Source organism: Methylocystis sp. MJC1 (assembly GCF_026427715.1).
Taxonomy (GTDB): Bacteria; Pseudomonadota; Alphaproteobacteria; order Rhizobiales; family Beijerinckiaceae; genus Methylocystis.
In genome coordinates, this window is sequence record NZ_CP107558.1 from 965,951 (window position 1) to 990,111 (window position 24,161).

General features: G+C 64.0%; 28 protein-coding genes. 13 read left to right on the forward strand and 15 right to left on the reverse strand.

The annotated features are described in order from the left end of the window. The first annotated feature begins 71 nt into the window (after positions 1–71). From OGR47_RS04685 to OGR47_RS04695, 3 genes are read left to right on the forward strand one after another with little or no spacing between them, the layout of a single operon-like run. Complete coding sequence (locus tag OGR47_RS04685; protein ID WP_165054799.1) at positions 72–1,292, forward strand: divergent polysaccharide deacetylase family protein; 1,221 nt, start codon at positions 72–74, stop codon at positions 1,290–1,292. Further along, positions 1,289–1,795, forward strand: coding sequence for an RNA pyrophosphohydrolase (locus OGR47_RS04690; RefSeq protein WP_165054797.1), 507 nt, complete (start codon positions 1,289–1,291; stop codon positions 1,793–1,795). The genes OGR47_RS04685 and OGR47_RS04690 overlap by 4 nt, the downstream gene beginning before the upstream one ends. Before the next feature lie 53 nt (positions 1,796–1,848). Beyond that, entirely contained in the window at positions 1,849–2,460 is a 612-nt protein-coding gene (locus tag OGR47_RS04695) for a class I SAM-dependent methyltransferase (RefSeq protein WP_165054795.1), read from the forward strand. 34 nt (positions 2,461–2,494) lie between these two features. Here the strand turns inward: OGR47_RS04695 and OGR47_RS04700 are convergent, their stop codons facing one another. Both OGR47_RS04700 and OGR47_RS04705 read right to left on the reverse strand, forming a co-directional pair. Next, a complete protein-coding gene (locus OGR47_RS04700; protein ID WP_165054793.1) occupies positions 2,495–3,067 on the reverse strand; it encodes a GNAT family N-acetyltransferase in 573 nt (190 codons plus the stop codon). 61 nt (positions 3,068–3,128) lie between these two features. Further along, positions 3,129–4,829, reverse strand: a complete 1,701-nt coding sequence (locus OGR47_RS04705) for an autotransporter outer membrane beta-barrel domain-containing protein (RefSeq protein WP_165054792.1) — start codon at positions 4,827–4,829, stop codon at positions 3,129–3,131. Positions 4,830–5,265: 436 nt separating this feature from the next. Here OGR47_RS04705 and OGR47_RS04710 point away from each other — a divergent pair, with 436 nt between their 5' ends. Next, on the forward strand, positions 5,266–6,045 hold the full coding sequence (locus OGR47_RS04710) for an SDR family NAD(P)-dependent oxidoreductase (protein WP_165054788.1): 780 nt from the start codon (positions 5,266–5,268) through the stop codon (positions 6,043–6,045). A 63-nt stretch (positions 6,046–6,108) separates the two neighbouring features. Here the strand turns inward: OGR47_RS04710 and OGR47_RS04715 are convergent, their stop codons facing one another. The 3 genes from OGR47_RS04715 to OGR47_RS04725 all read right to left on the reverse strand — a co-directional run bounded on the left by OGR47_RS04715 (position 6,109) and on the right by OGR47_RS04725 (position 8,829). Beyond that, on the reverse strand, positions 6,109–6,339 hold the full coding sequence (locus tag OGR47_RS04715) for a helix-hairpin-helix domain-containing protein (RefSeq protein ID WP_165054785.1): 231 nt from the start codon (positions 6,337–6,339) through the stop codon (positions 6,109–6,111). A 112-nt stretch (positions 6,340–6,451) separates the two neighbouring features. Then, entirely contained in the window at positions 6,452–6,976 is a 525-nt protein-coding gene (locus OGR47_RS04720) for a hypothetical protein (RefSeq protein ID WP_165054782.1), read from the reverse strand. A 506-nt stretch (positions 6,977–7,482) separates the two neighbouring features. Then, a complete protein-coding gene (locus OGR47_RS04725) occupies positions 7,483–8,829 on the reverse strand; it encodes an RsmB/NOP family class I SAM-dependent RNA methyltransferase (protein ID WP_246729793.1) in 1,347 nt (448 codons plus the stop codon). A gap of 139 nt (positions 8,830–8,968) precedes the next feature. Here OGR47_RS04725 and OGR47_RS04730 point away from each other — a divergent pair, with 139 nt between their 5' ends. Next, positions 8,969–9,184 (forward strand): DUF1674 domain-containing protein, encoded by a 216-nt coding sequence (locus tag OGR47_RS04730; RefSeq protein WP_165054777.1) that lies wholly within the window; start codon positions 8,969–8,971, stop codon positions 9,182–9,184. Between the two features lie 5 nt (positions 9,185–9,189). Here OGR47_RS04730 and OGR47_RS04735 read toward each other — a convergent pair whose 3' ends face one another. Beyond that, on the reverse strand, positions 9,190–9,612 hold the full coding sequence (locus tag OGR47_RS04735; RefSeq protein ID WP_165054774.1) for a SufE family protein: 423 nt from the start codon (positions 9,610–9,612) through the stop codon (positions 9,190–9,192). Between the two features lie 127 nt (positions 9,613–9,739). Here OGR47_RS04735 and OGR47_RS04740 point away from each other — a divergent pair, with 127 nt between their 5' ends. The 3 genes from OGR47_RS04740 to yidD are packed head-to-tail and all read left to right on the forward strand — an operon-like array spanning position 9,740 to position 11,521. Further along, positions 9,740–10,336, forward strand: a complete 597-nt coding sequence (locus OGR47_RS04740; RefSeq protein ID WP_165054771.1) for a LemA family protein — start codon at positions 9,740–9,742, stop codon at positions 10,334–10,336. A 16-nt stretch (positions 10,337–10,352) separates the two neighbouring features. Next, positions 10,353–11,201 (forward strand): serine O-acetyltransferase, encoded by an 849-nt coding sequence (gene cysE / locus OGR47_RS04745; protein WP_165054768.1) that lies wholly within the window; start codon positions 10,353–10,355, stop codon positions 11,199–11,201. 8 nt (positions 11,202–11,209) lie between these two features. Further along, positions 11,210–11,521, forward strand: coding sequence for a membrane protein insertion efficiency factor YidD (gene yidD, locus OGR47_RS04750; protein ID WP_165054765.1), 312 nt, complete (start codon positions 11,210–11,212; stop codon positions 11,519–11,521). Positions 11,522–11,528: 7 nt separating this feature from the next. Here yidD and OGR47_RS04755 read toward each other — a convergent pair whose 3' ends face one another. Both OGR47_RS04755 and OGR47_RS04760 read right to left on the reverse strand, forming a co-directional pair. After that, positions 11,529–12,335: a hypothetical protein gene (locus tag OGR47_RS04755; RefSeq protein ID WP_165054762.1), complete on the reverse strand. Its 807-nt coding sequence runs from the start codon at positions 12,333–12,335 to the stop codon at positions 11,529–11,531. 68 nt (positions 12,336–12,403) lie between these two features. After that, a complete protein-coding gene (locus tag OGR47_RS04760) occupies positions 12,404–12,766 on the reverse strand; it encodes a DUF6477 family protein (protein ID WP_246729789.1) in 363 nt (120 codons plus the stop codon). An 89-nt stretch (positions 12,767–12,855) separates the two neighbouring features. Here OGR47_RS04760 and OGR47_RS04765 point away from each other — a divergent pair, with 89 nt between their 5' ends. Further along, complete coding sequence (locus OGR47_RS04765) at positions 12,856–13,224, forward strand: helix-turn-helix domain-containing protein (RefSeq protein ID WP_165054759.1); 369 nt, start codon at positions 12,856–12,858, stop codon at positions 13,222–13,224. Next, on the forward strand, positions 13,221–14,072 hold the full coding sequence (locus tag OGR47_RS04770; protein ID WP_165054755.1) for a DUF6456 domain-containing protein: 852 nt from the start codon (positions 13,221–13,223) through the stop codon (positions 14,070–14,072). Before OGR47_RS04765 ends, OGR47_RS04770 begins: the two co-directional genes overlap by 4 nt. A gap of 119 nt (positions 14,073–14,191) precedes the next feature. Here the strand turns inward: OGR47_RS04770 and OGR47_RS04775 are convergent, their stop codons facing one another. Both OGR47_RS04775 and OGR47_RS04780 read right to left on the reverse strand, forming a co-directional pair. Continuing rightward, positions 14,192–15,334, reverse strand: a complete 1,143-nt coding sequence (locus OGR47_RS04775) for a helix-turn-helix transcriptional regulator (RefSeq protein WP_165054752.1) — start codon at positions 15,332–15,334, stop codon at positions 14,192–14,194. Between the two features lie 24 nt (positions 15,335–15,358). Then, a complete protein-coding gene (locus tag OGR47_RS04780; protein WP_165054749.1) occupies positions 15,359–16,183 on the reverse strand; it encodes a transporter substrate-binding domain-containing protein in 825 nt (274 codons plus the stop codon). Positions 16,184–16,305: 122 nt separating this feature from the next. Between OGR47_RS04780 and OGR47_RS04785 the strand changes: the two genes are divergently transcribed. Next, the gene (locus OGR47_RS04785) at positions 16,306–18,306 is read left to right on the forward strand and encodes a glycosyltransferase family 2 protein (protein ID WP_165054746.1); all 2,001 of its coding nucleotides are present in this window, start codon (positions 16,306–16,308) and stop codon (positions 18,304–18,306) included. Here OGR47_RS04785 and OGR47_RS04790 read toward each other — a convergent pair. Beyond that, positions 18,265–19,338, reverse strand: a complete 1,074-nt coding sequence (locus tag OGR47_RS04790; RefSeq protein ID WP_165054743.1) for a DGQHR domain-containing protein — start codon at positions 19,336–19,338, stop codon at positions 18,265–18,267. The two genes, OGR47_RS04785 and OGR47_RS04790, sit on opposite strands and share 42 nt — an antisense overlap. Positions 19,339–19,651: 313 nt before the next feature. On the opposite strand from OGR47_RS04790, the gene OGR47_RS04795 reads away from it, so the two are divergent. Then, positions 19,652–19,873, forward strand: coding sequence for a DUF2093 domain-containing protein (locus OGR47_RS04795; protein WP_165054845.1), 222 nt, complete (start codon positions 19,652–19,654; stop codon positions 19,871–19,873). Here OGR47_RS04795 and lpxK read toward each other — a convergent pair. The 4 genes from lpxK to OGR47_RS04815 all read right to left on the reverse strand — a co-directional run bounded on the left by lpxK (position 19,857) and on the right by OGR47_RS04815 (position 23,367). Beyond that, positions 19,857–20,846 (reverse strand): tetraacyldisaccharide 4'-kinase, encoded by a 990-nt coding sequence (lpxK, locus tag OGR47_RS04800; protein WP_165054740.1) that lies wholly within the window; start codon positions 20,844–20,846, stop codon positions 19,857–19,859. The two genes, OGR47_RS04795 and lpxK, sit on opposite strands and share 17 nt — an antisense overlap. Positions 20,847–20,852: 6 nt before the next feature. After that, positions 20,853–22,130, reverse strand: a complete 1,278-nt coding sequence (locus OGR47_RS04805; RefSeq protein ID WP_165054737.1) for a 3-deoxy-D-manno-octulosonic acid transferase — start codon at positions 22,128–22,130, stop codon at positions 20,853–20,855. A gap of 119 nt (positions 22,131–22,249) precedes the next feature. Beyond that, positions 22,250–22,504, reverse strand: a complete 255-nt coding sequence (locus OGR47_RS04810; protein WP_165054734.1) for a DUF4170 domain-containing protein — start codon at positions 22,502–22,504, stop codon at positions 22,250–22,252. Next, positions 22,501–23,367, reverse strand: a complete 867-nt coding sequence (locus OGR47_RS04815) for a 3'(2'),5'-bisphosphate nucleotidase CysQ (RefSeq protein WP_246729788.1) — start codon at positions 23,365–23,367, stop codon at positions 22,501–22,503. Before OGR47_RS04815 ends, OGR47_RS04810 begins: the two co-directional genes overlap by 4 nt. A 187-nt stretch (positions 23,368–23,554) precedes the next feature. Between OGR47_RS04815 and OGR47_RS04820 the strand changes: the two genes are divergently transcribed. Next, positions 23,555–24,079: a DUF6101 family protein gene (locus OGR47_RS04820; RefSeq protein ID WP_165054731.1), complete on the forward strand. Its 525-nt coding sequence runs from the start codon at positions 23,555–23,557 to the stop codon at positions 24,077–24,079. Positions 24,080–24,161: the final 82 nt, after the last annotated feature.

Below are 24,161 nucleotides of genomic sequence, written 5' to 3' on the forward strand. Positions count from 1 at the left end.
GCGTCTCGACGGGTTGCGGCTCAGCCGTCACAATGTAGGCAAGATGATTCGCCCCGCGAGCGCCCGCCTTTATGACCGATGAATTGAACCAGCCCCTTGGGCGGGAGACGCCCCGGCCTGCGAAGCGCGACCTGCGGCGCCCGCTTGCTTACGCGGCTGGCGCGCTGGCGGCGGCGGGCGCCGCAGCGCTTTACCTCCTCCCGCGCGATCCTTTTGGCGGCGAACCCTACGCCGTCGCCAGGATCGAGCCCTACAAGCCGCCGGAGCCTGCGCCCGTCGCGCCGCCGTCCCAGCCGCAAACAGCCGCGGTCGAGCAGCCACAGGGGCAATTCTCTGACGACGCGGGGATCAGCGAGATCGAGCAGCTCTCCGGCGTCAAGGTCACCCGCCATGGCGGCGAGGGTTCGACGGCGCGAATCATCCGGGTCGAGCCCGCCTCCGGGGTGCGGCTCGCGCCGGCGCCGGACCGCCGCGTGACTGAGAAGGGGCCCTATGGCCTGCTGCCCAAGATCGGCGCCGAAGGCGCGCGGCCGATGGACGTCTATTCCCGTCCCTTCGTCACTGCGGCGACGATCAAGCCGGGTGCCCCCCGCATCGCGCTCGTCATCGGCGGTGTCGGGCTCAACGCGCAATCGTCGCTGGAGGCGATCGACCAGCTTCCCGAGGGCGTAACGCTCGCCTTCGCGCCCTATGGCGCAAACCTGGACCGACTCGTGGCGCAGGCCCGCGCGCGCGGCCATGAAGCGCTGCTGCAGGCGCCCATGGAGCCCTTCGACTATCCGCAGAACAACCCCGGCCCCCATACGCTCGTCACGAGCGCGCAGGATGGCGGCCTCGACGATCTGCGTTGGCTGATGAGCCGCTTCGCGGGTTATGCGGGCGTGATGAACTATCTCGGCGGACGCTTCATGGCGGATGAGACGGCGATCTATGGCGCCTTGAGCGAGCTGGCGCAGCGCGGCCTGTTTTTCCTCGACGACGGCGCCGCGCCGCAATCGCTCGCCGCGAAGCTCGCGCCCAAGCTCTCGCTGCCCAACGCCAGAGTCGACGTCATCATCGACCAGCGCAACACGCCGCAAGCCATGGACGCCGCTTTGTCGCAGCTCGAAGCGGCGGCGCGCGACAAGGGCGCGGCCATCGGCTTCGCCAACGCCACGCCTGCCGCAATCGTGCGCGTCGCCCGCTTTGCGCGCGATCTGGAGCGGCGCGGCATTGCGCTGGCGCCGGTCTCGGCCGTGCTGTCGCAGAAAACATTGAACGGAGCCGCCGCAGATATGGGTCAAATCCGATGAACGCGGCCGATAGCCGTTACCGTCCTTGCGTCGGCGTGACGCTCATCAACGCCGAGGGCCTCGTTTTCATCGGCCATCGCAAGGCCAAGGGGACCTTCGACCAAACGGCGGAGCCCTACCTCTGGCAGATGCCGCAGGGCGGCATAGACGAGGGCGAAACGCCTTATGAGGCGGCGCTGCGCGAGCTGCAGGAGGAGACCAACGTCTCCAGCGTCGAATTTCTCGCCGAGGCGCCACTGTGGCTTTCCTACGATCTCCCGCCCGAGGCCAATAAGCGCTGGAGCGGCAAATATATCGGCCAGACCCAGCGCTGGTTCGCGCTGCGCTTCGTGGGGCCGGAGAGCGAGATCGACATTCATGCGCCGGGTGGCGGCAAGCACAAGCCGGAATTCGACGACTGGCGCTGGGAGAAGCTCGCGACGCTTCCCGATTTGATCGTGCCTTTCAAGCGGCAGGTTTATTTGGACGTCGTTGAGGCGTTCAGGCCATTTGCGACGGAGTGATCGACGGGTGCAAGGGACTCCGGTGCCCGCATTCACATGGCAACCTAACCAGTATGAGTGACGCTTCCGAAGCAATTATCGGACTCTACCAGAGACACGCACAAGCTTGGGCAAAGAAGCGGGGGCGTGCAGCTAAACAGCTCATGGAGGCGGGCTGGCTCGATCGTTTTATCGGTCTAATGCCCCGCCAGCCTGCCGTTCTCGACATCGGTTGCGGGTCCGGCGAGCCGATAAGCCGCTATTTGGTTGAGCGCGGCTGCGCCGTAACGGGGATCGATTCTTCTCTCGAGATGATCGCTTTGTGTAGAGGCGCATTGCCCCACCAAAGCTGGCGGGTGGCCGACATGCGCTCCCTGTCGCTGTCCGTGCGTTTTGACGGACTTCTTGCATGGGACAGCTTTTTCCACCTGTGTCCTGACGACCAAAGAAGGATGTTTCCTATCTTTCGTGATCACGCATCGCCACGAGCCGCCTTGATGTTCACCTCGGGACCCAGCCACGGCGTTGCAATGGGAGCATTCGAAGGCGAACCTCTGTTTCACGCGAGCTTGGACGCCGACGAATACCGAACTCTGCTCGACGAGAATGGATTTCGCGTCGTCGCGCATGCGGTCGAGGACGAGGCCTGTGGACGTCATACAATTTGGCTAGCTCAGCGTATTTAGCTGGGGCGGCAGAGAGCGCTATAAGGACGTGGCGCTATACCAGACCAAACACTTGTTTGATTTTTATATCAGGTATCTCCTGTCCGGATCTGTAATCCATTATTCTACGACGACAGCTATTTGTGTAATAATGTAAGTGTATTAAAACGCCATACTTGTCATCGAGTTCCATTTTTGAGATGATAAATCCACGTTTTAGCTTGGGAATTATAACGTCGTTATTCGTGGCGCAATGTCTAGAATAAATCAGTTGGAAACCGGCCTTCGAAAGTCTCTCGATGCAATGTGCGATCAAGGCGCTATAAAGTCCTTTACGCCTATGTATTTTGAGAATGGCGGAACTGACCATGTAGAACGTAGACGCACTTTCCTGCTTCCCCCAACTCCAACCGACAAATTCGTTATTGATGTCGAAAACACCGAGGTAGAGCTTGTAGGGTGTGCCCAGATTTTCCTCTAGCTCTTTGATTCGCTGTTGTTCGGCGTCAGTTAGAATGTGCTGCATGTCATAACTGTGGACGTCCGCGAACATCGAAAATTTGTGTTTGTCGAACAGTGGCTTAAACTCTTCCTCGCTCAGCTCCCGTATCGAATAAGACTCGTCCATTTCTGTTCCATAAGCATTTTGAGGGTATGCAGCCTAATTCAACCAAAATAGCGCTAGACGTTTAAAACGCAATTTGCACCCCGCCCGTCGCGCTATGAATGGCGGCGCTGCTCGCGACCATGCCGTCATAACGGACAAAGATATTTGCGCTGTCTACCGGCAGGCTCAAACGAGCGCCGACCGCCGCCGAATCTCGCGGCCAGCGCGCGCCGTTGACGATGAAGTTCGAACCCAAGGCGCCTTGGAAATTCGCCATCACGCTGCGACGGACGTCCGCATAATCATGCATCCAGCCGGCTCTCGCCGAAAAGCTCAAAGGCTTCGCCAGCGTCAGCGGCAAATCATAGGTGAGCTCGGCGCCGAGCGTGCTTTGGGCGGATGCTGCGGTTCGGCCGGCCACATTGAGATTGATAGCGCCCGCCCCATTCTCGGCGAAGCCGTTCTGTGCGGCCATAATGCCTTGCAACGACGCGAAGGGGGTTGCGCTTATCCGCTCGCTGAACGGCAAGCGATATCCGGCCTCGATGCGCGACAGAAGAACATTGTCAAAGACGCTCGCCGAAGCGCCGCGCGAAACGCCTGGAAAGACAATGTTACGTCCCACGCCAAAACGATTGTAGGAATATCCAAGCGCGCCGTCGACATAGAAAGGCCCGGCCGCGTAGCCGGCGTATGAAGTGACAGCGAAACTATCCAGCCCGCCGCTTCCCGAAGCCCCATTGAGGCCGAAGGAGCTGCGCATATAGCTCAAGGCGACGCCTGCCAAAAGTTCGGGCGTCAGGCGATAATCCGCGCCGACGGCGACGCCGCCGCCGCTGAAGCTGACGCCGTGGAGGTCGCCATTGCCATAGACCGCGCCGCCGCCGCCCAAACCGCTGATCCAGGTCCGCAGCCCTCCGACGCCGGTGACTCGGGCCAAATGGGTCTGGGCGCGCACCATGTCGAGAAACATCCGCGAAACGCCGATCGAGACCGACGGCAGATCGGCGTAGACCTCGCCGTCGAGTTGAGTGAGAGCCGAGCGCAGCGCTGCGGGATCGCCGAAATTCAGCAGGTCGAGCGCGTTGTAGATCGAGTCCATGTCGCTGAACAAAGGCGGCGGAAGCGCGTGATCGAGCGCGAAGGCGACCGCTCCGGCGTTGCCAGCGCCGGCGCGCGGCACATAGGCGAGAGCGAAGGCGCCGATCGGCTGCCCATTGACGAAACTGCTGGCGGACAGGAACACGGGCTGAGCGCCTGGCCCGCATCCGGGGACCGCGCTTTTGCCGATGATGAATTCCTGCAGCGCGCCGCCGCGTCCCCAGACGCCGATCGGGCTTGCCGGAGGTTGCGCATTGAGAATCGGCCCCGCCGTTCCGACGAGAAGGCAGGTTCCAGCGGGGACCTGCACGATCGTCTGCATCGTGGGCGTGCCGGGCAGCGCAAGCACATCCCTTACTTGCTCGGGGGTCAGTCCGCGCACCGCATTCGTGCCGGCGATAAAGTTTCCGAGAACGCTGTTTCCTGAATAGAAACGCACATATTGCGTGGGGGCGGTGGTCAAGACGACCACCGCCGGCGACGATGTGGATTCGGTGTAAGAGAGCGTCGACGGCGTCACGAGCGGATTCACGATCGGCGGGTTGCTATTGAGCAAATATTGATTTGCGTCGAAACCATTCGAGATGGAGGGCGACCCGATCATGCCGACGCAAGCCTTGGTCGTTCTGCAGAAGGCTTGCCCCAGCACGATCGGCCCTGTGACGATTTGGCCGGGAGGCAAGGCTAATCCAGCGCTTTGAGCCGATGCTTTGTCTGCCAATCCGATCGCCAGCGCCGAGGAGCCGCAAATGAGCAAATTGCGAAATAGGCGCATCGCGTGGCCCTCATAAAGTTAGCGTGATTTTTATACTGTAATTGCGACGACAAATATCTCGCCCACCTCGCGCTTTACGCCTCGCCCGCAGGGTGGTTCGAGTTACTTCCGAATTTGCAAAATTTTAGCCGCATAAATCCGGGGCTGTCAACGCAATGCGCAGCTAATCAAAGTGTTTTTTATTGAAATTATTCCCAGTCTTCGGTGAATAGAGACTTCTCTATCCTGAGTTTTATAATTCTCAGCAAGCCAAAGCTTGTGCTGGAAATCTATCTTGCGGGGACCTTTAACTTGACCTTAAATTCCTTGGCCTCCGCCGTGGCGCCCTGATTTCTGAGGATCAATGATGGTAACGCCTCCCCAAACGATACTGATTACGGGTGCTTCCAGCGGGATAGGGAAGGCGCTCGCCGTCTCATACGCGCAGCGAGGAAAGACGCTCATTCTGGTCGGACGAGATGTGCGTCAGCTTGAGGAGGCGGCCGCGGAGTGCCGTTCATTCGGCGCTACTGTCGAGATCGGCGCCATCGATGTTCGACACGCGGAGAAATTGTGCGAGTTCATTTTGAAAATGGATCGACAGTACAATGTTGACCTTTTGATCGCCAATGCAGGAGTTTCTGCAGTCGTATCTGAAGGAGAAATAATGGAATCGGTGGAAATAACGGCTTCAATTTTCGAGATAAATGTCTTTGGCGTCTTAAGTGCCGTGCAGGCGATCGCGCCCCAAATGTGCACCAGAGGGAAAGGACAGATTGCGCTGATGGGGTCCATGGCTGCCCTTCGAGGCTTGCCTTATGCTCCTGCTTATTGCGCAACAAAATCTGCGATTCACATTTACGCCGAATCTCTGCGCGCCTCGCTCAACAAGCATGGCGTGTCGATCACGTTAATCGTACCTGGTTTTGTAGAAACGCCTTTCAACGCGGGGTTGTCGTCGCCCAAGCCAATGGCCTTGAGCGCCAAGCGCGCCGCTGCGATTATCCGGCGAGGACTTGAAAAAGGAAAATGCGAGATTGTTTTTCCTCGCCTGCTGTACTTCTTGATCCGTGCTGGATCGCTGCTCCCGGCCCGGCTTGTCGATGCAATCCTAGCTCGGATCCCGGTAGAGAATTTGAGGTGACGCTCAGCTGACTCGAACGCCAAGCAAGGAGTGGCGACCGCCGCAAAATTAGTTGTGCATGCCTCAGCTTTCGCCATTCACTTTCCGCGAAGCCGATTGTGCGGCGGATATTGCTGCCGTTACTGCGTCCCGTGCTTGTGGGCTGTTCTTCTCACAGATCGCTAACGCATCCTGCTTCGCAAGCTTCTGCAGCGTATGGATTCCGAGTTGCTCGAACCGCTCCACGACCTTCGGGCCAACCCCTTTGACACCAAGCAACACATCCCTTTCAGCGGCGGGAAATTTCTCGATCATTTGCGCTTCTCACCCTGTCGAAGAAGCTCATGCGCCGGCGCCAAAGCCCCTCGCGCCGAGGAGGCCGCAAAGCGGCCGTCTCGGCGGGCGAGAGGCTTGCGTCGGCTTTACATCAATGCGGCGTGAAGCGCGTTTCGATGAAGTAGCTGTAGCCGATCTCCGGTCCGAAGCGCACGAACACCGAATCGAGATTGAGGAGACGCGTGTCGGTCAGCGGCACGTCCCTCACGACGCGCGAATTGATCGTCACCTGCACCTGATCGGCGATCGGATTGCCGGGGTGGAAGGCGTAGAGCGTATAGGTCACGGGCGCCGTCGTGCTGGAGAGAGCATTCGTCGCGAAGAGCTTCAGCCCCGTGAGATCGAAGGTCTTGCCGGGCAGCTTGAAATAGCCGCCGATGCGATTGGCGATATAGAGCCCGCTGCTGCTGGTCTTTACGTCCCACCCATTCGGCAGCAGCGTGCCATTGGCGTAGACGACGAGGCCGGTCGTATCCTTGGCGGTGCAGTCGGGGCAGCCTGAGACCGGCGCCGCGGTGAAGGTCGCCGTATCGGCCAGGGCGCTGCCCGGCAGCGTGGCGAGAGCGGCGAAGCAGACGTAAGCAATTAACCTTGTGGCGTGAATATTCGTCGTCATGTGAACTCCATCCGGCCAAGTCTTGCCTATTCGACTCGGCGCGGAGCGGAAGCTAGGTCGCATATTTGTTGGGAATGAGTCCTTTTGTGTATCTCTATACAGTCTCGGGATTTTCTAACACGGGGGCAACTCTTTCCCCTGCGTTTTCTCGGCCTGCGACAAGGAGAGGCGACATCTGCTCCTCTCACCGCTTGCGGGGAGAGGCCGGGTGAGGGGCCGGGGGATGAGCCCGGGCGTGGACCGCGCACTCAAGGGGCCCTGCGGCGTTTTTCGTTTCCACTCATCCCCACGCCCCTTACCCAACCTCTCCCCGCGCACGCGCTGGGAGAGGGGTAGAGCGCTGCCGTCATCGAGTATCCACTCCGTGGGGGGGAAGAAGCGGCGCCATTAGTGATCACCTTGGCAATCTGGGGCGCGAGCCGCCTCCCTCCCCCTTGCGGGGAGGGATCAAGGGTGGGGTCGTTTCAGTGATGAGATTGATACATGAATTTCACACGCGCCGCCGCCTAGGCCTGCCGCACCAGCCGCGCCGCGAAAAAGCCGTCGATCCCCGCAAGCCGCGGATCCTCATTCGGCCAGAAGCTCGGCAAAGTGCGCAGGTCGCCGTCGCGGTTGATGAACTCGGCGGGGATCCCCTCAGCGGTCGTCACCGGCTCGCGGCGGAAATCCGGGTTGCGGCGCAGGAAGGCGGCGATCTGCTGCTCGCCTTCCTCGGGCTCCAGCGAACAGGTGCAATAAACGAGGCGGCCTCCCGCCTTTGTCAGCAATGCCGCGCGGGCAAGCATTTTGGCCTGCAAGGCGAAGAGCGTCTCTATATCGCCGGGCTTCTTCGTCCAAGGCACGTCCGGGTGGCGCCGCGACGTTCCGGTCGCGGAGCAGGGCGCGTCGATGAGGATCGCGTCGAAAGGCTGCGCCTGATAGCCGGTGGCGTCGGCCACCGCGACATCGGCATGGAGGTCGAGGCGCGAGAGATTGGCGGCCAGAAGCTTGAGCCGCTCGGCGGAACGGTCCAGCGCAACCACATGGGCGCGGGTGAGAGCGAGCTGTGCGGTCTTGCCGCCTGGCGCCGCGCACATATCGAGCACGCGTTCGTCGGGCTTCGTCGCAAGCAGCCGCGCCGGCAGAGCGGCGGCGGCGTCCTGCACCCACCATTCGCCGTCGCTGTAGCCGTCGAGCTCCGTGATCGGCGTACGGGTCTTGAGCCGCACTGAGCCCGTCGGCAGCACGACGCCGTCGAGGCGCTCGGCCCATCCTTGAGGATCGGATTTCACCGATACGTCGAGCGGCGCCTCCTGCATATGCATGGCGATGATCGCCCGGGCGCCCGCCTCGCCATAGGCCTTGCGCCAGCGCTGCGCGAGCCAGGGCGGCGCGTCATGCTCGCCGTTCGCGGCGAGCGCAAGAAACTCGTCGCGCCGGCGCACGAGATTGCGCAGCACGCCATTGACCACGCCGGCAAAAGCGCCGGTCTTGGGCTCGAGCTTGGTCGCCCGCACGGCGAGGTCGATGGCCGCATGGTCGGCGGCCTCCAGAAAGAGAAGCTGGGCGGCGGCGGCGATCAACGTATATTCGAGCCGCCCGGCCTGACGCGGCAGTCCCTTTTCGAGAAGCTCGCCCAACGCGTGGCGGATGACGCCGAGCCGGCGCAGCGAGACGGTGGCGATCGAGCGCGTCAGCGCCACGTCGCGCGGCTCGAGGCCCGCGAGGCGGTTGGGCACGGCCTGCGGCGAAAAACATTCGTCCAGCCGGTGGCCGCCCTGAATGACGTCGCCGATGATGCTGGCGGCGGCGAGACGCGCGGGGAGGCCGGGGGTCCTTGCCGCCTCGGCTTCGCGGGCCGCCTCGGCCGGCACGAAACCCTGACGTGAGGAGTATCGCGATGGTTTCGACCGCCCGAATGATCTACTGTCGCTCAAACGGTCTCTCCGCTGCCCCGCTTTGCGAATCATAGCACAAGGCGCGGTCGAGGGGCGAGACGCTCAGGAGCCGGATATGTCTCAGGCCAAAGGGACGGGCGGCGACGTGAAGCCTGCCCAAGCAATAAAAGATATGCCGCCCGCCGCGCAGCGGGCGCTCGCCGAGGCGCAGGCGCGTGAAAACGCCGCAGCTACGGAAGCGGCCGCTCGAGAGGAACGCGGCGGCCGGGGCGGCCTCGATCCGGCGCGATACGGCGACTGGGAGGTCAAAGGGGTCGCGAGCGACTTTTAGCGTCGCTACGCCGCTGCGGCCTCGCGCGCCTCTCTCTTGATCCGCTCCACCATGGAGCGCAGCCCATTGGCGCGTTGGGGCGTCAGATGCTCGGCAAGCCCAAGCTGCTTGAACAGCGGCGCGGCGTCGGTGTCGATGATTTCCTGCGCCCGGCGTCCGGAATAGAGCGCCAGCACCAGCGCCACGAGGCCGCGCACGATATGGGCGTCGCTGTCGCCGCGGAAGGTGAGCATCGGCGCGCCGGCGGCGTCCTGCCCCTGCGTGGTTTCCAGCCACACCTGGCTGGCGCAGCCGCGCACTTTGTTTTCGTCCGTATAGGCTACCTTCGGCAGCGGCTCGAGCGTGCGGCCGAGCTCGATGAGATAGCGGTAGCGATCCTCCCACTCGTCGAGCAGCTCGAAATTGCCGATGATGTCGTCTATAACCATAGCTGTTTCCTTCTCAGACCATTCTAAACGAAACGCGCGCCCTTTTCATGCTTTTGACGAGCCCTTAAGTTTGCGCCTGTCGAAGCATGCGCGGGCGGCGCCTCGCCCCGACTTTACGGAGATGCATATGAGCCTCACGTCCCGGTGGCGCGCCCTCGTCGTCGCGATTGTCGCCGCCCTGTCGCTTTCGGGCTGCGGCTACAATACGATTCCGACGCTTGAGGAAAACGCCAAAGCCAAGTGGTCGGAGGTGCAATCCCAGTACCAGCGCCGCGCCGACCTCATCCCGAACCTCGTCGCCACCGTGCAGGGCTACGCCAAGCAGGAGAAGGACGTGCTCACCTCCGTCGTCGAGGCGCGCGCCAAGGCGACCTCGGTGAAGATCGACGCTTCGACCCTCACGGACCCGGAGAAAATGAAGCAGTTCCAGGACGCGCAGGCGCAGTTGACCGGCGCGCTGGGACGGCTGTTGGCGGTGAGCGAAGCCTATCCGGACCTCAAGTCCAACCAGAACTTCCTGGCGCTGCAGTCGCAGCTCGAAGGCACGGAAAACCGCATCAACGTCGCGCGGCGGGACTACATCGAGGCGGTGCGCGAGTTCAACCTCTCGCTGCGCACCTTCCCGACGCTACTTTGGGCCAAGACCTTCTTCGCGGGGACGAAGCCCATGGCGGAGTTTTCTGCAAGCGACGCGGCCCAGCAGCCGCCGCAAGTGAAATTCTAACGGAGTGACGCCCTCGATGGAGCCGCGCCCGCCCGAAGAGCTCTCCGCCCTTTGCGCGCGCGGCGACGCCATGTGGGCGCATATGCGACAGGAGGCGGAGGATGCGCTGCGTCTCGATCCGGCGCTCGCTCCTCTGTTTATCGGCGAGCTTCTGAACCGCCATAGTCTCGAGGAGGCGGTGATCCATCGGGTTAGCGGCCGGCTCGGGGCCTCGGCGCTCGACGCCGCCGCCATCGCCGACGCCTTTCTTGCGGCGCTGGAGAGCGAGCCCGGGCTTGGCGAGGCCTTTCGCCTGGATGCGGCGGCATATGTCGAGCGCGATCCGGCCTGTCGGCGGCTCATCGAGCCTCTGCTCTATTTCAAGGGCTATCACGCGATCCAGGCGTCGCGCCTCGCCCATGCCCTGTGGCGCGCGGGCAAGCGCGACTTCGCTTTCTATATCCAGAGCCGGACCTCGGACGCGCTCGCGGCCGACATTCATCCGGCGGCGCGCTTTGGCAAGGGCGTCTTCCTCGATCACGCAACCGGATTCGTCGTCGGCGAGACGGCTGTGGTCGAGGACGAAGTGTCCATCCTCCACGGCGTGACGCTCGGCGGCACCGGCAAGATCGCCGGCGACCGGCATCCCAAGGTCAGGCGCGGCGTCATGATCGGCGCGGACGCGAAGATTCTCGGCAACATCGAGATCGGCGCTTGTTCGCGCATCTCGGCGGGCTCGGTCGTGTTGCATCCCGTGCCGCCGAATTCCATCGTGGCGGGCGCGCCGGCGAAGGTTGTCGGCGTCGAGCCCAGGGCCTTGCCGGCGCGGGACATGGACCAGCTCCTGCGCGGCCTGGCTTATGATTCCTTCGATTACGTGATCTAAAGGCGCCGATGACTTCGCCCTTCGCTCTGCTCGCCCGGGGCTTGATCCTGCTCTATCGCGTCACTTTCTCGGCCTTTGCCGGACGAAGCTGCCGCTATGCGCCGACCTGCTCGGAATATGCCGACGAAGCCATTGCGCGCCATGGCCTATGGGCCGGCGGCTGGATGGGGTTTGCGCGCATCTGCCGCTGCCGGCCGGGCGGCGGCGAGGGGTTCGACCCCGTGCCCGAAAAATTGCCGGAAGACGCCGGCGCGTTCACGCCCTGGCGCTACGCCCGGTGGCGCGGGCCATTCCGCTGCGAGGAGATCGAGGAAGAGTAGCGCCTCTCTACGACCGCGCCATCAACTCCAGCGCCAGCCCATAAATCCGCGTGCGCGGGGCCTCGGGCAAGGTCCGCAAGACTTCGAGATAGGTCTGCCCCGCTGCGCACATTTTGGCGTCTTCGAGCGGCGGGTCCGGCATTTTGCCGTCGAGCAGGGCGTCGATCTCGGGCTTGGCGAGGCCGCGCGCGGCGAGCGCCGTCTCCAGCGCCTTGAAGTCGGCGTCGGTCGGTTGGTCGCGCGCGATGTTCTTCGCCTGGCCGTCGACCATGGCCTCGAGGCTTGCGCTCGCCATATCGGCGACGAGCGGGCGCCGCGAGGCGGCGAAACGCTGGAAATCGAGATTATTCGCGCCGTAGAGGAAGGCGACGCACAATTTTTTGTCTTCGCGCGCGATCGCCTGCAGAACAGCGAGCTGCTTGGCGAAGACGCGCAACATGACCTCGGGTTCGGCTTTGGCGGCGAGGGCGCCGCGCGACTGGCGCAGGCGGCGCATCGCCTCGGACAGGTAATAGTCGGCGCTCTGATCAGCCTTCGTCTGCGAGAGACGCGACGCGAATTCCTTGATCGTTCCCTCATAGTCCTGCGTGAAGGTCTCGCGCAGCCTGGCGAAGAAACGCGCATATTCCGGCGTGGAAGCGATCGTCGTCTCCACAGCTTGCCGTGCGCTGCCCTTGTCAGGGGGGCTGGTTACCGCGCTCAGCGCGCCGCGCGCGGGCGGCGGCGGCGACATGGCCATCAACATCAGGCCGACGCCGAGCGCGACGGCGACGACGGCGGCGGCGGCGAGGGCCAGAATTCGTTCGATCAGCATCGTTAGCCCTGGGCGCGGCAGAATGAAGCTCGCAATTTAAGCAAAACGAGGCTGTGTGAAAAGCGCTCTCATCCATTGGGTTTGCCGATGCCCGCGAGACGGGCGGTTTCGGCGCGATGCGCCACGAGCAGGGCGATATGGCGGTTGAGATCATAGGTCCAATGGCCGCGCCTGGCGCGCTCCTTTCGTAACGCCTGCTCGATTTCGCGGAGCACGGCGCGCGCCGCCTCGGGCGTTTCGCTGAGAATGATTTCCTGCGAAAGCCGATGAAAGCGCGAGAGCGCAACTAGGCGGTCGTAGCCGGTGAGACTGGCATTAAGAGCAGCTTCGACGGCAGGGCGGGCGTGGGCTTTCAGGCGTTGAGCGGCGCGGGATTTGGCGGCGGCGGGATGGGCGACGAACATGGCATGCTCCTCATTTGCGAGGAGCATGACAGGCGCCGCGTCACTGGGGATAGAATTTTTTCCCTTGAATAGGATTATTTTCCGACTTAGCCTGATCGATATTCATCGGAGGTCCCATGCCCATTGCCATTTCGATACGAAACCAGCTCTTTCCAATTTCCGGTTTGAGCATTGCGGCTGCCGCAGCTGCGTCGAGCGTCCCTGCGGCTTCCCTGGCGGCGCCCGGCCGCAGCCTGGCGCGGATCGCCCGGGCGCGCCAACTGGCGGTCTATCTGCACCATGTCGGCTTGGGGGCGAGCCTTTCTGCTTGCGCGCGGCAATTCCGGCGCGACCGCGCCACGGTTCGGCATGCCTGCGCCGTGATCGAACATCTCAGAGACGACCGGCGCTTCGACCAAGCGGCGGCGCGATTGGAGAGCGCGGTCCGGGCGCAGCGCGACATGGTTCTGGCGTTGCTCGCCGACTTTGAAGGAGCGGCGCAATGAGCAAGGCCGAACGAAAAAGCGAAACCTCGGCGCGCGCGCTGCGGCGCCTCCTGAAAGCCCTGAACGAGCCTGGCGCCCGCGCCGCGCCGAGCGGCCTGGACGACGGCGCGCTTGTCGTGGCGGCGCCTCGAAACGGAATCACCCTCGTGCGCGCGCGTCTGCCTGTGGCGACGGGCGAGGCCGCGTTGGCCGAGGGGCTCGTCGAAGGGGATCGAGAAAGCCGGGGCGGGCGCCTGCGCCTGACCGAGGCTGGCCGCGCCTATTTGCGTCGCGCCGCCGCAGCCGAGGTGGCGCTCGACCCGTTCCGCGCCCAGCATGGCGAATTCGAGAAACGCCCGGGGGAGGAAGGCGCGCGACCGGCGTTCGTCAATGACGCGGAAAGCCCGCTCGCCTGGCTGGCTAGACGAAAAGGCGCGAATGGCCGGCCCTTTCTGGATTGGGCGCATGTGGAAGCCGGCGAGCGCTTCAGGCGCGACATCGAGCAGGCGCAAATCCTCCAGCGCGTCACCGCAAATTGGGAGGTTTCCGCCGCCGGGACGCGACGCTGCGGCGAGGCCGGCGTCGTCGTGACGGAAATCGCGATGGACGCCCGCAGCCGCCTCGCGCGCGCTTTTGACGCCGTCGGCCCGGAGCTTGCGGGCCTTCTCACCGACGTCTGCGGCTATCTCAAGGGGCTTGAAGTTGTCGAAAGCGAACGCGGCTGGCCCGCCCGCTCCGGGAAGGTCGTCTTGAGAATCGCGCTCGATCGGCTGGCCCAGCATTACGGTCTCGCCAGCGCGGCCGTCGGGCCGGCGCAGGCGAAAGGGTTGCTGCATTGGGGGGCGGAGGACTACCGGCCGACCGTTTGAGGCCTTCCGAGATCGACCCCCGTCATTGCGAGCGTAGCGAAGCAATCCAGGGCCGTAACGTGGCTCTGGGTTGCTTCGTCGCTGCGCTCCTCGCAATGACGGAGCGGCTCAGGCCGCGCTCACCGGCCGGCGTTCAAATGCGCCCGGGAGTTCTCCGTAAGCCTCGTCTGACGCGGCTGTCCCTGGGTGGTTTGCGCCAGCAGCATCGCCAGGTCGAGCTGGCGGGCGCATCCGGTCTTTGCGAGGAGGGATTTGATCTGCGTCCGAACCGTCTCTCTGGAAACGTCGAACTCGGATGCGATTTCCTCGACCGTTTTCTGCTGCGTGACGGCGCGCGCAACACGCGCTTCGGCGGGCGTCAGATCGAACAGGCCCTGGATGAGCGCGGCATCGGGCGCAGCTGGCGCTGCGACCGGCGTGACGGTGATTAGGCTGAGGCCGCCACCGAAAAGATCGCGCGCCGCGCCGCTGATCGGAATGAGGTGAACGACAGCCGGATCGCCCCCGGCTCCCTTCGAGGGGAAGGACCGCGCCGACGCCGCGGTTGGAAAAGCCATGCCCGTGACGGCGCGGTTCAGCATCCCGTCGGCGGCGGGATCGAGAAGAGCGATACGATCCTTGGGCAGCCAGGAGATGTGCGGGCGCATGGCTTCGATCAGCTCATTCGCTGCGACGACTCTGCCGCTCGCGTCGAGGACCGCAGCGGGAAGGCCGATGATGGCGAGCGCTTGCGCCGCGGCGCGCAGCCGCTCCAGCCGCCAGCGCGCTGCAAGCAATCCAGCCCGCGCGAGATGCGGGCGAAACCCGTCGAGGCGGGCGATGTCCGATTGATCGAACGAGCGTTTGCCTTTGCGGCGGTTGAGCTGGACCAGGACAAGGTCGCCCGTCGGCACGGGAATCGCCGTCGCGGCGCAATGGTGCAAGCCAAGGGGCCCGCACCATTCGCTCATCACGGAATCCTCGAGCCACTCCTGCTCGGTGAAGCCTTCATTCTCGGCGACGAAGCCAGCACGGTCGAAGGCGATGAGCCGGGAGGTCGCCTTGGTGCGGCCCGCGCCGCCGCCTGGCCCCATCCAGGCGTCGGTCGTCCGCGAGATCATCAGATCGGAACAGCGCCAACCCGTCCATGAGTCGGCGCGGCGGGTGAGAATAATGCCGCCCGCCGCATCGACCAACTCGCCAAGCTCGTGCAAGACGCTCGGCCATAAATCCGGCTCGGCGGCGGCTTCATAAATGCGAGTGACGGTCGACTCGAAGTCCATGGGCGAATCGCGCTTTGACGGGTCTCAAAACGGCCCTAGAGGAAAATATTTCAAAAAGAGTTCTCCCAAAACGCCCCTTCTGTCTAGCCGGGCCAGAGCATAATCGAGCGCGCGGCGCAGCGGCGTATTGCCCTTCTTGACCGCGATGCCGACGCCCTCGCCGAAATAGCGCGGATCAGTGAAAGGGCCGTCCTTGAAGGCGCAGCATCCGCCCGCCTCAGCGCCATTCAGCCAGAAGGACGTGCTGATTGCATCGCCGAAATAAGCCGCGACCTTGCCAGTCCTGAGCGCGTTACGGGCGAGAGCGGTCGTCTCGAAGGTCACGCGTTCTGCGCGCGGATAGAACGTCTTTAGAAAGGCCTCGTGGCGGGAGCCGGCGACGGCGGCCACCTTGCGGTCGTCGATCGCCTCCGGCGAAGCGGCGGGAAGCGTCGTGTCCGCCAGCATGGCGAAGCGGCCCGGGGTCAGGAAATAAGGCGCCGTGAACTCGACCTGTTTGCGCGTCTCGTCGTTGATCGAGAGAGAAGCGATGACGGCGTCGCCGCTATTGTCGTTGAGCGACGGCGCGAGGAGGTCCCAGCTGCGTCTTTGGATCGTGCAGGGCAGCTCGAGCTCGCCGCAAATCGCGCGGGCGAGGTCGACGTTGAAGCCCGCGAGGCTCCCATCGGCCAGGAGAAAATTGAAAGGCGGATAGTCGTCTTCCGTGAGGAAGCGTATCTGCTTTATGTGCGAGAGGTCGGGCTTCGGCAGGGCGTGATGCGGATCGAAGAGGGACGGTGGCGCTGGTGGCGCCGCGGCCGGCGCAGCCGCGGGCGCAAGCGCCAATGCGAGCGCCACCATAACGCGCATCGCTGATCGCCGCGACAACGCCTCGACCCGAAGCGAAAGATTCGAATCAAATTTCTTGCGCAACCGACGCTTCTCGCCGATAGTCAAGCTCGTGTATTTTTTCATGCATTGAGTCATAGTTCATGAGCAAGGCGTCGGTCGACTATTTTTCCTTCGATCCTGACCTGCGCAACCGCGACGATCAGCGCTCGGCCCCACTCTTTCGGCGTCCCAAAAGCCCCCCAGATGAAACATCTGCGGACGGGCGTCGGGCCTCCCATAGGGCGCAAACGGCGTTGCGCGCGCCGCCCGTCGAGATCTCGTTTTTACTCGATCACGGCGTCTCGTCGCGCGATACGTTGGATGAAGCTGCCGCATTGGCGCGTCGTCAGGGCGTCTCGGCAGACGCCGCGCTCCTTGCCGAAGGCGTCATCGAGGAGAAGCTTTTCTATCGCGCGCTCGCCCAAACTCTCGGCGTCGCGTTCATCGACGATGATATAGAACTCGCGCCTGGCGCGCTTGCGACGGCGGGGCTCGGTTATATGCGACTGCGCGACCGCCGCGATGGCGTCCGTTGGCTCTTCGCGCCTTCGGGGACTCAAATCTTCCGCTTGAAGAGCGTGGCCCGCGCCGCAAAGGGGCGACCGCTTTTCGGGATCACCACGCGCACGCGCTTCTCGGAAGCGCTACGTGAGGCCTACCCGCGCGTTGCTGTATATGCCGCAAGTCACTCGGTCGAACAGATCGACGGGGATCTTTGCGTGCGGGGTTCGCTGACGCGAAAGCCTCTCGCCTGCGCGACGGCGGCGTTGATCTGCATTGTCGCTAGCCTGTTCGCGCCTTTCGAAGCTGCGAATTTGGCGGTCGCCTTCATCCTTGCCGCGGCTTTCCTTGCGAGCGTCGTTTTGCGCCTCGGCGCCTGCGTCTCGAGCGCTTCGGCGCAAGAGGACGAGCGTTGGATCGAGGATGCGCGGCTTCCCGTCTATACGGTTGTCCTCGCGCTCTACAAGGAGGCGGCTGTCGCGCCGCAACTCGCGCGCGCCATCGACCGTTTCGATTATCCGCGCGCCAAGCTCGACATCAAATTCGTCATCGAGGCCGACGACGAGGAGACGGCGGCTGCCTTGCGCGCGCATCCGCCGCGCGCGCCGCATGAGATCATCGTCGCGCCCGACGGCGCCCCTCGCACCAAGCCGCGCGCGCTCAATATCGCCATGCCGCTGGCGCGCGGCGCGCTCGTTGCGGTGTTCGACGCGGAGGATATTCCCGACGCGCGTCAGCTCCGCCGCGCCGCCGCGCTTTTCGCCGCCGCGCCACGAGACGTCGCTTGCCTGCAGGCGAGTCTTGTCATCGACAATGGCGCGCTCAACTGGATGACGGGCATGTTCGCGCTCGAATATGCGGCGCTTTTCGATGTCTATAATAAGGGGCTCTCCCGTCTCGGCCTGCCGCTCTTTCTCGGCGGCACGTCTAACCATTTCCGCCTCGACGCCTTGCGCGAAATCGGCTTCTGGGACGCTTACAATGTCACCGAGGACGCCGATCTCGGCCTGCGTCTCGCGCGCGCGGGCTTCGCGGTGCGCACTTTCGACTCCCACACATTCGAGGAGGCGCCGGCCGTCTTTCGGGCGCTCGTCAAGCAGCGCACGCGCTGGTTCAAAGGCTGGATGCAGACGGCGATCGTCCATTGCCGCCATCCCGCGCGGTTCTTCGCCGATCTTGGCGCGAAGCGGGCATTTGCTGTGCTTGCGATGTTCGCGGGCGGCGTTCTGGGGCCGCTGCTCGGTCCGCTCTTGATGTGCCGACTGGCCTGCGACGCCGTTTTCGGCGCTCTGCTGCGGCCGACGACGCTCTTCGAAACGGCTTGCTGCGGGCTGTGGTGTTTTCTCGCGCTGTCAGGGGCGGCGGCGCTGCTTTGGCCGCTTCTCGCCGGAATGAGGCGGCGGCGCCTTTCCTTTCTCCAAGGTTCGCTACCCTATCTGCCGCTCTGGCTTTTCATGCTCAGCATCGCCTGCTGGCGCGCCTTTTTCGAGCTCTGGCTGCGGCCCTTCCATTGGGAGAAAACCGAGCACGGCCTCACCATGCGCGGCCATCCGGACGGCTTAGGCGAACAGCCATTGTTTGAGCATGAAGCCGGCGCTTAGCGCCTTGCTGTAATGCTCATGCAGCATGATATGCGTCATGCCGGCGCGCGGCAGATCGCTCTTCTTCAGCCGGCGGAAGAAGGGGACGAGCACTTCCTCGAAATTGCGCACGGTATATTTGCCGCCATGCCGGTCGGCGACGCGCCCGGCGACATTGGTGAACAGCAGCATCAGCGCCTTGAACAGAACCGGATTGGCAATGTTCTGATCGATTGCGTGTAGCCCCAAGCCGTGGCGGCAGGCGAGGATATAGGCGTTGAGAACGACGTAGACTTCCTCGGCCGGCGCGCCGTCGAAGGCGCCTTTGATCGACCGCAGCGCCGCGTTGAAGGTCACGCGCGAGATCATGCCCTTCTTGCGTTCAGCTGGGCTGAGGAAGCCCGCGAGCGCGGAATCCTCACGCGTAAGGAAGGCGTCGAAAACATTATGCAGCAGCGCCTCGGTTTCCGTCTCCATTTCGGAGAGACGGCGGATATCGAGCAGGAGCTCGTTCGGCACCGGCCGCTGCTTGGTGTTGATGTCCATGAACAGCCGGCATTCCTGCGCGCGCGTCAGCCTGTTGTAGATCACAACCGGCACGCTCACCGAGGATTTGGCGAGCTTGAAGCCGAAAACGCGATGCTGCCCGTCGATGATGAGAAAGGCTTTCGGGTCCTTGCGAAAGGCAAGCGCGCCTTGGTCCTTGTCATAGGAGAGATGCGCGCGCGTCTGCGCCGAGAGCACCACGGCGCCGGGAACCGTGCCGAAGCCCGCGTCGATATAGCGCGCAATGGATCTTGCACGCCGCTCGTCGAGCAGGCGTTGGAAGCCGTCGGTCGGATTTTCGGCCCGAGCCTCGACCGTGCAGGTCTGGGCGAGAAGATCGCTCGGGAGCACGAGCGAATAGAAACGATGCTTGCCCTGGGTGACGATGAGGGCGCGCTCCGAGACCGTTTTGACCTTGGCTGTTTCGCGCGGGCTGGCGGCGTGTTCGGCGCCGTCGTCAGCCAAAAGGGTGGAATCGGCCAGATCGCCTATGGTGTCCCGATCCATTATCGTGATCCCATCGAAACGCGAACTTGACAGCGTTCGCGAAAGGCTGACTCGACGAATCAAAAATCGGTACTTGCGCGGAAGGCTAGGCGTGAATGACGACGGGAACAAGACCGGAATGCTGCGGAATAGCCGGAAACTCCGCTCTCTGCACCCTTAGGAATTGTTCGCGCTTCCTTTGGCGCCCACGTGGTTGTAGAATTTCCGCCAAATTGGCCGGCCGGAGGGGGCGACGCCCATGAGGTCGATCATCTCGTCGATCCGACGACTGACAGGTCAGCCGCTGACGCGGCGCTTCAACAGAAGATATCGAATGAACCGCTACGAACGCACGCCGCAACCGGCCGGGGAAGCCGAGATCGAATATCTCGACGGCGAATATCGCATCCGCAAGCCCGGCGCCTATGTGCGCTGCGCCGTTACGGGCGAGCCGATTCCACTCGAGGATCTGCGCTACTGGAACGTCGACCTTCAGGAACCCTACGCCGGCCCGCACGCCAAGCTCCTGAAGCTCGGGGTCAAGAAACCCGACTGAGGCGCGCGCGGGAAAGCGCGGCGTCGAGCGTCGCCTTGAGCGCGCCCGGCTCGGTAAAGGCGAGGCTGATCGGCAATGTCTCGCTGTCGAGCGCAGGCGGGAGGCGGACAGCGTCCTTCTCTGTGGTCACGAGCGTGGCGTCATGCCGGCGTGCAAGCGCCATCAACTCGGCGAGGTCGAACTCATCGAAGCGATGATGGTCGGGGAAGCTGCGCGCCGCAACGACCTCGGCGCCCGTTTCGGCCAGGCTCCGGAAGAATTTTTCAGGGCGCCCGATGCCGGCGAAGCCAATGACGCGCTTGCCCGTCAGGGCCTTCGCTGCTTTCGGCTCAGGAGCGATTTGCGCCTGGAAAACCGGCTTCGCACACGACGCTGCAAGCCTCCGCCCGGCGGCGCCCGCGCCGATCACGATCAGAGCGTCGGCAGCTGCGATTTGCGCCTCGAGCGGCGCGCGGAGCGGGCCGGCGGGAAGGCAGCGGCCATTGCCCGCGCCATAGTCCGAGTCGATCACGAGCAGAGACAGGTCTGGCGAAAGCCTCCGGCTCTGCAAGCCGTCGTCCAGAATGAGAAGCGTCGCGCCCAGCTCTCGCGCCAGCGCCGCGCTTGCAGCGCGATCCGAGCCGACGATGGCGAGCGCATGGCGCGAGAGCAGCAGCGCCTCATCGCCCACTGTGGCCGCATCGTCGTCAGCTGAAACAGCGAAGGGCTCGCAGCGCCCGCTTCGTTTGCCATAGCCCCGCGTGAGCAGCGCGGGGCGTTCGCCTTCCGTTACGAGCATTTTCGCCAGCGCGATGACGAGCGGCGTCTTGCCGTCGCCGCCAGCCGTCAAGCCCCCGACGACGATCGTCGGCAGTGAGGCGCGCGGCGCCTTGCGGGCCAGACGGACGCGCGTGAGCGCCCCATAAACAAGGCCAAAGGGAGACAGCAGGCGAGAGGCGACCCCTTCCGTGCGCCAGAACTGGGGAGCGCGCATGAGCGCTCAGCGCCCAGAGGCGGCGACTTGCGCGAGGAAAGGCTCGACCGCCGTCATGATCGCGCGCGACGCGCCGCCAAGCTTGTCGACCGCCTCGGCGCCGGCGCGGCCCATGCGGCGCATGCGGGCGGGTTCGGAGAGGAGATATTGCGCGGCGCGCGCGAGCGCGGCGGCGTCGGCGACGCGCGCCGCAGCCTTGGCGGCCGCGAGCTCCGTGTAAATCTCGTTGAAATTGTCGATGTGCGGCCCATAGAGCACTGCACAGCCGAGCTTCGCTGGCTCGATCGGGTTTTGCCCGCCGCCGGGAACAAGCGATTTGCCCATGAAAACAACGCCTACGCTGCGAAAGAAGAGGCCGAGTTCGCCGATCGTATCGGCGACATAGACCTGCGTCTCGCGGCGCGGCTCGCCGTCGCGCGTGCGCAGCGCGGCCGCGAAGCCTTGCGCTTGCGCCAGTTCCGCGACTTCAAGGCCGCGCTCTCGATGGCGGGGCGCGATGATGGTCAATAGATTGGGGATTTGTTTGCTGATCTCGACATGGGCGGCGAGGATCAATTCCTCCTCCCCGGCATGCGTCGACACCGCCGCCCAGACCGGACGGGCCCCGACCGCGCCGTTGAATTCCGCCAGCCGCGCGGCGTCCACCGGCGGCGGCGCCACGTCGAATTTCAGATTGCCGGCGATGCGCACGCAGCGCGCGCCCAGCGCCAGAAAACGCGCCGCATTCTCGGAATCCTGCGCCAGGCAAAGATCGATGGCGCCGAAGACCCGGCGCGCGGCGCCCGGCAGGCCGCTCCAGCGCTCGGCGGATTTTCGCGAGATGCGGGCGTTGGCGAGCACTAACGCCACCCCCCGCGCGCGTAGCGCGGCGACCATATTGGGCCAAAGCTCCGACTCGGCGAAGACGGCGATGTCCGGGCGCCAGTAATCCAGGAAACGGTTCACAAATCTCGGCGCATCCAGCGGGAGATATTGATGAAAGGCGCCCGCCGGCAGTCGCTGTGTGAGAATATGCGCAGAGGAGACCGTCCCGCTCGTCACCAGCACTTCCGCGCCGCGCTGGATGAAGCGCTCGACGAGCGGCAGCAGCGAGACCGTCTCGCCCAGGCTCGCGCCATGCAGCCAGATCAGGCGCCCTTCCGGCCGCTCCCGCGAGGCGACGCCCAGCCTTTCGCCAAGCCGCTCGGGATCTTCCTTGCCCTGGGATGCGCGCCAGCTGAGGGCGGCGCCAGCCAAGGGCGTCGTGGCGATGGTCGCCAATCGATAAAGCTTCAGGAGCGGCATATTTACCGTGCTACGCGAACGCTTTGGGCCAGAGGCGGCGCCGGCCGGCAAAGCGGCCGCGTTTCCCCGACGAGTATAAGTTCCCAAAACCGGCGGATTTGGGAAACGACCAAGCTCGGTCAGAGCCTGTCGTGCTCGGGGTCGAGAAGCTTGTACAGGTGGACGACGAAGTAACGCATATGGGCGTTGTCGACGGTCGCCTGCGCCTTCGCCTTCCAGGCGGCGACGGCGCTGTCATTGTCGGGATAGACGCCGACGATGTCGAGCTTCGAAGGATCGCGGAAGGTCACGCCGTCGAGCGCCTCGAGCTCGCCGCCGAAGACGAGATGCAGCAGCTGCTTGTCCTGTTTCGCGGGCGTCGCCTTCTTTGTCATGACCAGTTTATTCCTTTCGAAACATCGATGGCTATCGTTCGAGTTTCCTCGATGAGGGGCTTGGGCGCGGCGACGAGCATGCCGCGCTTCGAGGAGCTGCGATTGTAGGTGATCTCGCCCCCCTCGACTTCCTCGAGTGCGACGCCAGCTTCCTCGAGAATTACGTCGGCCGCGGCGATATCCCAATCGCGTGCATTGGGCGAAGAGATGACGAGATCATGACGCCCGGCGGCGATATCGACCAGTCTCAGCGCCAAGGACGGCGTGCGCGGGGCGATCGCGATATTCTGCGGCAAGGCGGAGATACGGGCATGCAGCGGACGCGGCGCGATGACCATGGCGCCTGCGAGAGTCCCGCGGATGAGCGGCGAGAGACGCTCGCCATTGAGAAAAGCGCCGAGCCCGCGCGCGGCGGTAAAGGTTTCGCCGCGCGCCGGCGCATGGACGACGCCGATGGTCGGCCGGCCGCGCTCGACAAAGGCGAGAGAGACGGCCCAGCGCTCGTCGCCCCGGGTGAAAGCCTGTGTGCCGTCGATCGGGTCGACGACAAAGATGGCGTCGCGCGACAGGCGCGCGTCATTGTCGGCGGTTTCCTCGGAGAGCCAGCCGGCCTCGGGCGCGAGTCGGCGCATCTCCTCGAACAGGAAGCGGTCCACCGCGAAATCGGCCTCGGTCACCGGCGAGCCGCCGCCCTTGTAGGAGATCGCCGCCGCCGTGCGGGCGCCCGGGCGAAAATAGGCCATGGCGATCTCCCCCGCCTCACGGGTGATCGCTTCAAGGCGCGCAAGGAAGGCGGGGCGGTCGGTTTCGGCGAGCGACATCACGAAAAGCAGTAGGGGAGGCGCGGCTTGCCTGCAAGACATTCGCGGACGCCAATTGCCGACAATTTGATCAATTCCGTTTCTCTCCATTTACCTTGGGGACGTAATGACACATGAAAAGCAATGGTTTACAGCGCATTCACCAGGGTTTTTAGCAACTTTGCCGGGGCCTGCGCGGCAGGATCGTTGGGACAAAAGCGATGAAGGCCAGAGCCCGAGGAGTTAGACCATGTTCGAAGCCGGCAATGCGCGCAAGATCGAGCAGGAGTTTCTCGTTCAACGCGACTGGCGTGCGGATGGCGGCGTGCGCCGCGTGCGCGTCACCCGCAGCGACATCCTGATTTCGCGGCGCTTCAACGGCGTCGATATGATGATCTCCGTGCCGGCGCCAGCCTATCACGGCGTCGTGCTGGACGTGGTCGAGGGGCAGGATGGGGCGCCCTGCTATCGCCTTTCGCTCGCCCATCGCGACGGCGATCTCGATGTCGTGCTGGTCGAGACCCAGGATAGCGGCGACGCCGCGGCGGACTGGAAATATTGGGCGAGCTGGCTCAGCCTGCCGCGCCTCGCGGCGGAGGGTGGCAAGCTCGCCAGGGTGGATGCGGCCGGTTCGTCGCTCGCAAGCTTCCCCCGGCGAGGCGCCTCCAGCCTGGGTCAGCGTCGCCCGCGTTTTCTCGCGCGCCGCAAGGCAGGCGTTGCTGCGCGCATGGCGGAAGTGTTTACCGGCGAGCGCGAGATCATCTGCTACGAGTGATACCGCTTCCGATCGAACGGCTCGCATTGGGCTTTTGTCATTCCCGGCGGGCTGAAAGCCCGACCGGGAATCCAGAGCCACA

Coding starts and splice junctions, on each gene's coding strand:
- OGR47_RS04685 (WP_165054799.1), top strand. CDS start 72: ATGACCGATGAATTGAACCAGCCCCTTGGGCGGGAGACGCCCCGGCCT.
- OGR47_RS04690 (WP_165054797.1), top strand. CDS start 1,289: ATGAACGCGGCCGATAGCCGTTACCGTCCTTGCGTCGGCGTGACGCTC.
- OGR47_RS04695 (WP_165054795.1), top strand. CDS start 1,849: ATGAGTGACGCTTCCGAAGCAATTATCGGACTCTACCAGAGACACGCA.
- OGR47_RS04700 (WP_165054793.1), bottom strand. CDS start 3,067: ATGGACGAGTCTTATTCGATACGGGAGCTGAGCGAGGAAGAGTTTAAG.
- OGR47_RS04710 (WP_165054788.1), top strand. CDS start 5,266: ATGATGGTAACGCCTCCCCAAACGATACTGATTACGGGTGCTTCCAGC.
- OGR47_RS04715 (WP_165054785.1), bottom strand. CDS start 6,339: ATGATCGAGAAATTTCCCGCCGCTGAAAGGGATGTGTTGCTTGGTGTC.
- OGR47_RS04720 (WP_165054782.1), bottom strand. CDS start 6,976: ATGACGACGAATATTCACGCCACAAGGTTAATTGCTTACGTCTGCTTC.
- OGR47_RS04730 (WP_165054777.1), top strand. CDS start 8,969: ATGTCTCAGGCCAAAGGGACGGGCGGCGACGTGAAGCCTGCCCAAGCA.
- OGR47_RS04735 (WP_165054774.1), bottom strand. CDS start 9,612: ATGGTTATAGACGACATCATCGGCAATTTCGAGCTGCTCGACGAGTGG.
- OGR47_RS04740 (WP_165054771.1), top strand. CDS start 9,740: ATGAGCCTCACGTCCCGGTGGCGCGCCCTCGTCGTCGCGATTGTCGCC.
- cysE (WP_165054768.1), top strand. CDS start 10,353: ATGGAGCCGCGCCCGCCCGAAGAGCTCTCCGCCCTTTGCGCGCGCGGC.
- yidD (WP_165054765.1), top strand. CDS start 11,210: ATGACTTCGCCCTTCGCTCTGCTCGCCCGGGGCTTGATCCTGCTCTAT.
- OGR47_RS04755 (WP_165054762.1), bottom strand. CDS start 12,335: ATGCTGATCGAACGAATTCTGGCCCTCGCCGCCGCCGCCGTCGTCGCC.
- OGR47_RS04760 (WP_246729789.1), bottom strand. CDS start 12,766: ATGCTCCTCGCAAATGAGGAGCATGCCATGTTCGTCGCCCATCCCGCC.
- OGR47_RS04765 (WP_165054759.1), top strand. CDS start 12,856: ATGCCCATTGCCATTTCGATACGAAACCAGCTCTTTCCAATTTCCGGT.
- OGR47_RS04770 (WP_165054755.1), top strand. CDS start 13,221: ATGAGCAAGGCCGAACGAAAAAGCGAAACCTCGGCGCGCGCGCTGCGG.
- OGR47_RS04775 (WP_165054752.1), bottom strand. CDS start 15,334: ATGGACTTCGAGTCGACCGTCACTCGCATTTATGAAGCCGCCGCCGAG.
- OGR47_RS04780 (WP_165054749.1), bottom strand. CDS start 16,183: ATGCGCGTTATGGTGGCGCTCGCATTGGCGCTTGCGCCCGCGGCTGCG.
- OGR47_RS04785 (WP_165054746.1), top strand. CDS start 16,306: ATGAGCAAGGCGTCGGTCGACTATTTTTCCTTCGATCCTGACCTGCGC.
- OGR47_RS04790 (WP_165054743.1), bottom strand. CDS start 19,338: ATGGATCGGGACACCATAGGCGATCTGGCCGATTCCACCCTTTTGGCT.
- OGR47_RS04795 (WP_165054845.1), top strand. CDS start 19,652: ATGAACCGCTACGAACGCACGCCGCAACCGGCCGGGGAAGCCGAGATC.
- lpxK (WP_165054740.1), bottom strand. CDS start 20,846: ATGCGCGCTCCCCAGTTCTGGCGCACGGAAGGGGTCGCCTCTCGCCTG.
- OGR47_RS04805 (WP_165054737.1), bottom strand. CDS start 22,130: ATGCCGCTCCTGAAGCTTTATCGATTGGCGACCATCGCCACGACGCCC.
- OGR47_RS04810 (WP_165054734.1), bottom strand. CDS start 22,504: ATGACAAAGAAGGCGACGCCCGCGAAACAGGACAAGCAGCTGCTGCAT.
- OGR47_RS04815 (WP_246729788.1), bottom strand. CDS start 23,367: ATGTCTTGCAGGCAAGCCGCGCCTCCCCTACTGCTTTTCGTGATGTCG.
- OGR47_RS04820 (WP_165054731.1), top strand. CDS start 23,555: ATGTTCGAAGCCGGCAATGCGCGCAAGATCGAGCAGGAGTTTCTCGTT.